The sequence below is a fragment of the Massilia sp. CMS3.1 genome, from assembly GCF_051262535.1.
GTDB lineage: Bacteria > Pseudomonadota > Gammaproteobacteria > Burkholderiales > Burkholderiaceae_D > Telluria.
Map to the genome: position 1 here is coordinate 1 of NZ_JBIMES010000039.1, position 8,811 is coordinate 8,811.

6 protein-coding genes and 2 pseudogenes are annotated in these 8,811 nt (G+C 50.6%); 6 read left to right on the forward strand and 2 right to left on the reverse strand.

The genetic code is table 11. The annotated features are described in order from the left end of the window. Positions 1 to 29: 29 nt before the first annotated feature. The 3 genes from ACHAC9_RS24005 to ACHAC9_RS24015 all read left to right on the forward strand — a co-directional run bounded on the left by ACHAC9_RS24005 (position 30) and on the right by ACHAC9_RS24015 (position 2,463). On the forward strand, positions 30 to 560 hold the full coding sequence (locus ACHAC9_RS24005) for a hypothetical protein (protein ID WP_435764253.1): 531 nt from the start codon (positions 30 to 32) through the stop codon (positions 558 to 560). A 397-nt stretch (positions 561 to 957) separates the two neighbouring features. Beyond that, entirely contained in the window at positions 958 to 1,668 is a 711-nt protein-coding gene (locus ACHAC9_RS24010; RefSeq protein ID WP_435764255.1) for a hypothetical protein, read from the forward strand. A gap of 303 nt (positions 1,669 to 1,971) precedes the next feature. Beyond that, on the forward strand, positions 1,972 to 2,463 hold the full coding sequence (locus ACHAC9_RS24015) for a hypothetical protein (protein WP_435764257.1): 492 nt from the start codon (positions 1,972 to 1,974) through the stop codon (positions 2,461 to 2,463). Positions 2,464 to 2,797: 334 nt separating this feature from the next. Here the strand turns inward: ACHAC9_RS24015 and ACHAC9_RS24020 are convergent, their stop codons facing one another. Continuing rightward, positions 2,798 to 3,820, reverse strand: coding sequence for an IS110 family transposase (locus ACHAC9_RS24020; protein ID WP_435764260.1), 1,023 nt, complete (start codon positions 3,818 to 3,820; stop codon positions 2,798 to 2,800). Positions 3,821 to 3,975: 155 nt separating this feature from the next. On the opposite strand from ACHAC9_RS24020, the pseudogene ACHAC9_RS24025 reads away from it, so the two are divergent. Then, positions 3,976 to 4,777 (forward strand): annotated as a pseudogene (locus ACHAC9_RS24025) (IS5 family transposase). 6 nt (positions 4,778 to 4,783) lie between these two features. On the opposite strand, the pseudogene ACHAC9_RS24030 reads toward ACHAC9_RS24025, so the two are convergent. Beyond that, a pseudogene (locus ACHAC9_RS24030) lies at positions 4,784 to 5,491 on the reverse strand (SDR family NAD(P)-dependent oxidoreductase); the annotation flags it as partial. Positions 5,492 to 5,737: 246 nt separating this feature from the next. Between ACHAC9_RS24030 and ACHAC9_RS24035 the strand changes: the two are divergent. Both ACHAC9_RS24035 and ACHAC9_RS24040 read left to right on the forward strand, forming a co-directional pair. Continuing rightward, positions 5,738 to 6,514 (forward strand): TnsA endonuclease N-terminal domain-containing protein, encoded by a 777-nt coding sequence (locus ACHAC9_RS24035; protein ID WP_435764263.1) that lies wholly within the window; start codon positions 5,738 to 5,740, stop codon positions 6,512 to 6,514. After that, positions 6,489 to 8,600 (forward strand): hypothetical protein, encoded by a 2,112-nt coding sequence (locus ACHAC9_RS24040; protein ID WP_435764266.1) that lies wholly within the window; start codon positions 6,489 to 6,491, stop codon positions 8,598 to 8,600. The genes ACHAC9_RS24035 and ACHAC9_RS24040 overlap by 26 nt, the downstream gene beginning before the upstream one ends. The last annotated feature ends 211 nt before the right edge of the window (positions 8,601 to 8,811 follow it).

The window sequence follows — 8,811 nt, forward strand, 5'->3', positions numbered from 1 at the left end:
CCAGAAGCGGACTATAAAAGGAACCTACAATGACAAATAATTCTGCAGGCATGCCATTACCGGTCGAACTGTTTCATTTCACATGCTTGAACGTGGCAATGAAAGTCTGCGAAACCGAGACCTGGAAGTTTTCAGACTCAGGGGGCGATCGCGGAATGAACCTTTTTGATGGACGACTCGGTTTCACGAGCCGCAATCAAATTCCTCATACCGGAGCTCGTCTAGTGTTCAGGTGGCTTGGCAAACCGGCGATTAAGGTTGGCTCTTCGTCACAGGATCTGGGCGGTAAAGATACTCTCTACGATCAACATCCTTGGCGCATGTTTGTCGGACCAGACTTAAGCCCGGACTTAATGCAACTCGTCCAGATCGACCTCATTGACGAAACCGGTCGATGTGACAAGTGTGGCGACCATAGTCCTGTTGGATGGATCGACAAGTTGTGTCCGTCAAAGCGCTCTGCAGCGCTACGAAAAATGGTTGATCGTACTAACCAGCGCCTGCTTCAAGAAAAGTTTTTCATTAAGAGAATGACCAAAATTATCGATTTTATTCCATAGCATTAACGCGACAAGATGCGCTAACGTCAACCTGAATGGCTGCAGTGGGTCGATTCCGGTCGGTCGTGACCGCCGTCTGTGACTTTTCCAGCTTGGCACAGTGTTATACTAGGGAAGCGCTGATCAATTTAACTATTGCTCAAAATTTACACGTTAAGTCCTTGATTCTATTGCATGCGTGTGACTGAGAGTAGCAATAAATCAGCGCTTCCCTAGGCCAAACGGCTGGGTTCGGCCAGTAGCGACATGCATTTCCTCGTCTAAAACTATCCCGATTTTTAGCGAAGAACGTTATTCCATAGAAAATTACTTTATTGCTTTAAGAGCAACATACTCGTACACTGAGCCATGCCGCTATTAGAACAGTTATGGTTAATATTTTCGAAATTTCCGCTATATGACGACACGAATTATCATCGTTTCCCTCTTTGTGCTCGCAGCCGTTGTCACGCTCGCTTTTGTATACATGGGTGGGTTCAGCCCGGAAACGTCCGGCATTTTAGCGAACTTGGGAACCGGCTTCTTTGGAACTGCTACTACTGTACTGGTAGTTGACTGGCTTTACGAGCGGCGGGCAGCCGATGACCAGTGCAAATCGCTTGCATTTTCGATCCTACTTGAACTCGATCACGCGGTATGGGTCTGGCAAGGTGGCAGTCGAGCTTTCAATCTCGATGAGCTTTACTCGAATATCATTGGTGCAGAGGTCGGAGATCCCCTTCCTAATTACACGCAAAATTTGTTTATGCGGCTTGGAACAAAGTGCGCTACAAATTTGAATCTTAAGGCTTCTGATCTAAAGCTACACCCACCGCTGGCTACATCTTTAGGCACTTTAGCGGAATTAGAATTGATCAGAGACTACTACAATGGTGAGCGTTACACCTTCACTAAGTTGCAGACAACGCTTGCATCGGTACTTGGGCCCCTTGCGACAGTATGCGGTTTGGGAGTTCCAATCTTGAGGAACATGCAGACCGGCGCCCACAGGACGACATCAGAAGAACATCAACATTTTAGGCATTTTGGTAAGTACTTAGACGGTACCTCCTCACCAATATTGCCAGGTGACTTTCACTTTGGCAACAATTTACCTAGTGAGAACTAAGCGCGCCTAAAAGATTTCTAAGTCTCGAAGCAATAACTAAGACCTGTAGAGAGCCATGCCAATATCTGTTATCGGCCACGAGCGGACATTCGTCAATTTGAAACCTGAGCGAGTCGATGAGTGAATCCTAAGCCACTATTCGTCGTCTCGCACGAATACAAGCTACTCGTTCTTCGCACATCGCAAGCTATTCCATGCCGAACGATAAGCCCATGAGCCGTTGCATGCTAACTAATTGAAAAACGGTAGGAAATGCAAAAAAACAATTTTGAGGCAATATTTGGAGTCGTTAGGAAAGCTAAAATGCCTTCGATTAGAGCGTTGGCCACATCGCTATGTTTTCTAGCAACTTTATTCACAGGCTGCGCCATGTCGCCAAAAATTGCAGAACACGGTTTCAGCTTCGGCACTAATTTCCAAGTGGAAATCATGGACTACATGTATGGAGCGCCAATCGGAATGCCTACTCAGCCCCCGCGTGACGCCGTTCGCCGAGGCCATGTTTCGCAAGGCACCGGCATGGCGGGGAATTTTGTAGTCGGCGAATATTTGTATGTTAAATGGCGAGTAAAGCAAGATGGTACGATCATCGATAGAAAGATCGATCTGAAACAGCTCTTACCAGCGAATATGGATGGAAAAGAAATCCATTTTAATTTTCTTGGGCAAGAACTCAATGTTTATGTCATTGATTTGGAAAGGCTTCATGCGCCAAATTCGCCACATTGTCCGGCACTCGCTTACAAAATATTTCAATGCATCACGGTTTACCCAATTATGCAAAAAAACTTTTAACCCGTTTGTCCAAGATTTTGAAGTTTATGTTGTGAATGTCTGCGTTGGGTCGTACATGGACGCCCCCGGTTTGCCAAGCATTCGTTCCATGATCAGCAGAAGGTAAAGATTGCACCCGTACATCCGGACTTTGGTGCAGCAGTAACTGCTACGGTCCCTGATGGGATTTGCTAGTCGGCGCCCCAATCGAAAGCGCGCATTTTTCATGCTCCGACCCAAACGGGCTTTGCCGACTACGGTCTTACCTGCCTTGCCATCACTTCGTGTTTGCCTGAGCAATCGGTGGTTTGATCTGCCTACAGCCTCTTTATTTCGTCGTCGCTCGCCGATCTGATTACGGTGTTGCGTAATCAGATCGGAATTCTCGATCCTGGGCCAGAAGCGCCCAGATGATTCGTGCATTCTTGTTCGCCAAAGCGACAGCGACAATATTCTTGTCGCGTCGTGCCAGTAAATTGGCAAGCCATCCTGTAGTCGGTGGCTTGCGCTTGAGCGCATAAATCACCGCTCTGGCCCCGTGAATTAGCAATGTGCGAAGGTAGCAATCTCCTCGCTTGCTCATCCCCAGCAATGTTGGCCTGCCTCCGCTGGAATGCTGTTTGGGCACCAGTCCAAGCCACGCTGCTAGCTGCCGCCCGTTGTGAAAGCTCTTCGCGTCGCCTACTGATGCAACCATGGCGCTTGCTGTGAGGGGTCCAATGCCGGGAATTTTTTCCAGCTTGCGCGACAATGGGTTCGAACGTTGCCACATCTGAATCTCGAGCTCCATCTCATCTACTTGCCGGTCGAGTACTTTCAGATGCGCCAGGAGACGCTGTATGAGTTGTCGGAATAGGCCAGGTAGCTCGTCTTTCGCTTGCTCTAGCAGCAGCGGTACACGTTGATATAGATGCGTAATGCCTTGAGGGACGACTAGTCCAAATTCGGCTAGTAGGCCGCGGATCTGGTTCGCCTGTGCAGTACGGGCTCTGACCATACCTTGTCGAGCTCGGTGCAACGCCAGGACCGACTGCTGTTCGACATGCTTGACCGGAACAAAGCGCATCGTCGGACGGGTTACCGCTTCGCAAATAGCTTCGGCATCAGCCGCGTCATGCTTGTTGGTCTTGACGTATGGCTTAACAAATTGCGGAGCCATGAGCTTGACTGTATGACCATGGCTCTGCAGCTTCCGGGCCCAGTAATGAGCCCCGCCGCATGCTTCCATGCCGATCAGACACGGCGCCAGGTTAGCGAAGAAGACCGCCATCTCGTCGCGTTTAATCTGCTTCTTAAGTACTGCTTTGCCATGCGCATCGACCCCATGAATCTGAAACACGTTCTTTGCCAAATCGATGCCGATTGTCGTAATCTTCATGGTGACGCCCCCCTCGACTCAGTGGTTGATTGACACTTCCACTTTGGCACATCTGATGCCGTTACGGGTGGGGGCGTCCATCCCATTGAAAGCGGACGTACACGGCGTAGTTCGGCAGCTAAGATTGCGGCCGTGTTCCCAGATCGATTGATCCCATGGCCCAAGCACTTCTCCCCGACTACCTTTGGTCGCTTGTAGCAGTTCATCTCCCAGCTAATCGCAGATCTCCGAAAGGCGGACGGCCACGTATCAACGATCGCGCAACCCTAACCGGGATCCTGTTTGTGCTCAAGACCGGGATCCCGTGAGAATAACTGCCGCGCAAACTCGGATGCGGCAGTGGCATCACTTGTTGGCGCCTGCTCCACGAATGGATGAAAGCTGGCGTTTGGCAGCGCATCCACGAGGCAGTTCTCCGATGGCTACGCGAGCACGACCAGATCAGGTGGGATCGAGCTTGCGTTGACGCCGCCAGTGTGCCCGCGCCTGCGGGTGGCGAGCATACGGGCCAGAACCCGACCGATCGTGGCAAGCTCGGCTGCAAACACCATCTGCTCGTCGATTAACGTGGGTTGACCTTGGTAGCCAGAATCTCGGGCGTCCTAGTGCATGACTCGCGCTTCCTCATTCCACTCGTAGAAGCTATCCCATCGGTTAAAGAGTTGTCCGGTCGTGCGCGCAAACGTCCAGGTAAGCTGCATGCCGATCGAGCGTACGCTTCACGAGCGCATCGCGCCTGGCTGCGCCGACGAGCCACTGCAGCACATACCGCGATAAGGCGCGGAGTCGCGTTAAAGGCTCGGCAAATGGCGTTGGGTCGTTGAGCGCACCTCAGGATGGCTACACCGATTTCGCAGATTGCGCATCCGGCACGAGCGACGGGCAGACATCCATCAGGCATTCCTTTCGCTTGCCTGCTCGCTCATCTGTTGGCGGTATGTCGAACGGTTTTGTTAGGAGTTCTTATTTTGCGAACCAGCCGCCATCGACGAGAAGAATGGCGCCGTTCACATAGGCTGCCCCTGGCGATGCCAGAAACACCGCGACACTCGCAACTTCCGCTGCAGTACCAAGTCGGTCAAGAGGAACGCTGCTGACCAGCTGCTTGCGGAAGGCTTCGTCAGCGATAGCGCCAGCGATCATGGGCGTCTCGATCGGATCCGGGCAGATGCAGTTGGTCCGAATATTCCTCGCCCCCCATTCAACGGCCAGGCTCCGTGTCAGCGCCACAAGACCGCCCTTGGCTGCTGTATAGGGATCGGCGCCGGGATTGCCGGCGATTGCATTGAGAGAGGCATTGTTGATGATCGAACCGCCACCGCGCGCAACCATGTGCGCGATGGCATGCTTGCATGCCATCGCGGCACCCTTGAGGTTGATGCCGATAACTGCGTTGAAAGTATCTTCAGAAGTGTCAACGATCCATGTCATCCTGAATCGTCCGGTCGCGCTGAAGCCGATCCCGGCGTTGTTTAACAGGACATCCAATCCGCTATAGCGCTTGCAGGTCTCGTGAATAAGCGCTTTCACGTCAGCATCCTTTGATACGTCCGTCTTGAAGCCGAACCCACCAATCGCTTCGCCAACTTCGCGTGCAGCATCCTCATTGATGTCAGCGACGACCCCCTTGGCGCCACGTGCGGCGAACATTTCTGCTGCTACGCGGCCCTGACCAGAAGCACCACGCCTCTGTTTCTGCCCAACACTTGATTAGCAGGATTCATTATTACGAATCTCACGACCGTTCAAAGTTTTGCCACTAATATCCGGGCGACAACTATCAGCACTATCGGCACTAGCGGCACGATCGGCAATTTTCTCTTATAAGTCACCTTGCTCTTAGCGTAATGCTTCCTATACTGAAGTATGGAATGGAGCCCACATCTTGGTCTGTACCCTAGTTACTTGCGAAACAAGTTGAAGCGAGGCTTCGGATTAGGTACAGGTATCGCATACCATCCATGGCTACGGGTAAGAGATGTTCCCTCCATTGGTACTTCTGGCAATCCAAAGGGAATCACCGTTCCTCGCATATACCATTTGCTATCTCTGCCTGAGCGAATTTATTTCTATCTTCTTGATCGGCAACCAGATGTAGTCGATATTCGCGAGCAGTTTCCCATCCTTAATCTTGCCGAAACTCTGACTATCTGTAGTGAACTCGGCGTTAAGCACACGCGGAAAGGCAGATTCCCTGAGCCATTTACTCTCGATTTCATCGTTACTCGCCAAACGCCTTCAGGATTAGCGTATCAAGCAAGAAGCATCAAAACACCTGAAGATGCCTCCATTCCGAAAGTTAGACTTAGGCTCAAAGTCGAGCATAAATGGTGCCAGCAAAACAACATCGACTGGAAGCTAGTTGATACTACCGGATACAGTAGAGAGCTGTTTGCAACTTTAACCTTCATGCGCGGATGGGCACTGCAACGGCATTTACCAAATTTCGAACAAGCGGACGAATTCGCTAAAGTATTCTTTGATATTTACGAACAAAACCTTCCATTAAAAGAAATAATCAGAACATGTTCCATGCGTCTCAACCGCAGCAATGAGAATTGCCTAAACGAATTTCTTTATTGTGTATGGTCTGGCAGGATCGCTGTCGACTTGATGTCGAAACTGACTCTTCACTTGCCTGTAGTCCTTCAAAATGATGACCTCTACGATGTTCGTCAACGGCCGCAAAGATGAGCCTCTCAAGACCGGCCTAGTTATTGAAGTCGATCGGGATCCCCAACCTGTTTTATTACGAATTACGCACGTCTTCGACCAAACCATCTACGTGATGCCTGTTTCCACACCGAACATGGCACGCCTCGCTGTCCGTCCTTCTGCGAAGCGTCGATCTGACGTAATACGAAACCTAAAAGCTGGTACCTGGCGTATCGGTCGTGTACCACTTCCTCAAGCTTTTCTTGACTCATCGTCAGCAGATCGAAGCATACGAGCCACGATAGACGGTGCATTTTCTATAATCAAACCGCTTGTCGAGCAGTTTGATAATGAAGTGAAACTTGCCCGCTCTACATTTACTGTTCTCATAAATCGAAGGGCAGAAGAGCTACAAATTAGTCCTGTCTCACTTCGAAGACTACTACTTCGATACTATTATTTTGGGCGAGTTAAGAATGCACTTTTACGACTACGGCCTGGCCACCCAATTGGTATGCAGCGTCCCTCTTCCAACTGTGGTGGATCGGAAACTAGCCCAAATCTTCCTACCCCCAAACGAAGGGGTCGGCAACCTGTCGAAGCGGAAACGCTCGGTCTAAATACTTTTGTTGTAACGGACGAAGATGTCATGGACATGACTGACTGTCTGGAAGCGCTAGCCGAAAAGGGCCGCACAACCCAAACTGCAGCGCATCAGAAATACATGGAACTCTACTTTTCTGTGCGCCATTCAGAAAAATATGCGGCCTACTTAGCAAAGAAATGCCCATTGCCAGTCACACTTCGCCAGTTCCGGGACATCACAAGTAGCAACGTTGTACTTAAGCGTGATGTCATCGAGAATGTCGCAGGACAAAGCCGAAAAGCGGCGAAAGGTTCTTTGCTTGCAACGGGACCGGGAGAAGTATATGAAATCGATGCGACTGGTGGTCGCATCTTCCTTGTAGACAGTAAGGACCAAAATAAAATAATCGGCACGCCAATAATCTACCTCATAATTGACCGATGGAGCCGATTTATTGTTAGCGTTTATGTCACTCTTCGGCCACCATCTTGGGAAGAAATTCGTTTCGCCTTACTGATTGCATTCACGTCGCGAAAACGCCGCTTCACAAATTTGGGACTAAACATCGACGAGGACCGATGGCCTCGAGGGAAAGTTTGCGCGCGTCTAGTTGTCGATCGTGGTTCTGAAATGATTTCTGGCGCAATGCTTGACGCAGCAGTAGATGGTCTACGTATCGAAACCGAAACGCTGCCCCCTCTCTGTCCAGATGGGAAAGGCGTTATTGAGCGCGTGAATCGTGAACTGAAGCGCAAAATGGCACAGCGAGGAATTAAAGGCGTTTTCGCTGACCGCCCTGAGGATCCAAAGACTAAACGCGCCTTCAAAGCCGCAAAGGGCGCAGGCATCCATACACTACGCGAGTTGTATTGGGCGCTGATCGATATGACTGATTCTCATAACAACAGTTCACACAGTAATCTAGAAAAGCGAGCCATTCTTAAGCGCGCAGGGGTAAGGCCAACGCCTCGTGACGCTTATCTCTGGGGCCTTGAGAACATTACTGGCATTGCGAGCCCGCCGTTAGAAGAAGCAGACTATCAACGCCTTCTGCTGGGAACTGACAAGGCAAGCCTCGCAAACAGCGCCCTCACTTACCGGGGCCGAAGGTATGTCCCAATGAACGCCGCAGCCGAACGCCAAGCACATCTTTCTACCTCCAGGCGCCGGGCCGTGGATATAAAAGTCGACTACTCAGATCCAGTCGAACTCTATGCTCCTAACGGTGATCATGAATGGCCGTTATGGCATGTAGACGCTGCCGGGCTGCAGGAACTTCAAGAGATCACTCTGGAAGAAGAAGACCATCTCGCAAAAAATCATCGGCTTCTTGTAGCGATAACACGCAATGATACTTTCGTCGAGAACCAGCAACGCTCGCCGATACCCTTCCGCAAGCCTAGTGGAGAAAACACTTCTACAGCAAAGACCACAGCTGTCGACGCTACATTACGACGCATGGCCGAGACAACGAAGATTAAACGCGCACTCATTGGGAAGCCAAACGTGAGTCCTGCAGCGTCATGCGCAGGACACTAGAACCTGTCACATCGGCAAGCGGCTCAAGTTGGCAGGAGATTGAAAAGCGCGAGCGATTAGCGACCATTGAACGTCAACGAAGGACGAAGAAATGATTACGTACACCTCCATTCCAGCAAATTATAAGCCGACTGGCGTTCGTCGTTTCGATGGCAACCCTTTCATTGAGGCTCTCCCATCTCTAGAAAGATCGAAAGACGAGATTCTTGAT

Coding starts and splice junctions, on each gene's coding strand:
- ACHAC9_RS24005 (WP_435764253.1), top strand. CDS start 30: ATGACAAATAATTCTGCAGGCATGCCATTACCGGTCGAACTGTTTCAT.
- ACHAC9_RS24010 (WP_435764255.1), top strand. CDS start 958: ATGACGACACGAATTATCATCGTTTCCCTCTTTGTGCTCGCAGCCGTT.
- ACHAC9_RS24015 (WP_435764257.1), top strand. CDS start 1,972: ATGCCTTCGATTAGAGCGTTGGCCACATCGCTATGTTTTCTAGCAACT.
- ACHAC9_RS24020 (WP_435764260.1), bottom strand. CDS start 3,820: ATGAAGATTACGACAATCGGCATCGATTTGGCAAAGAACGTGTTTCAG.
- ACHAC9_RS24040 (WP_435764266.1), top strand. CDS start 6,489: ATGTTCGTCAACGGCCGCAAAGATGAGCCTCTCAAGACCGGCCTAGTT.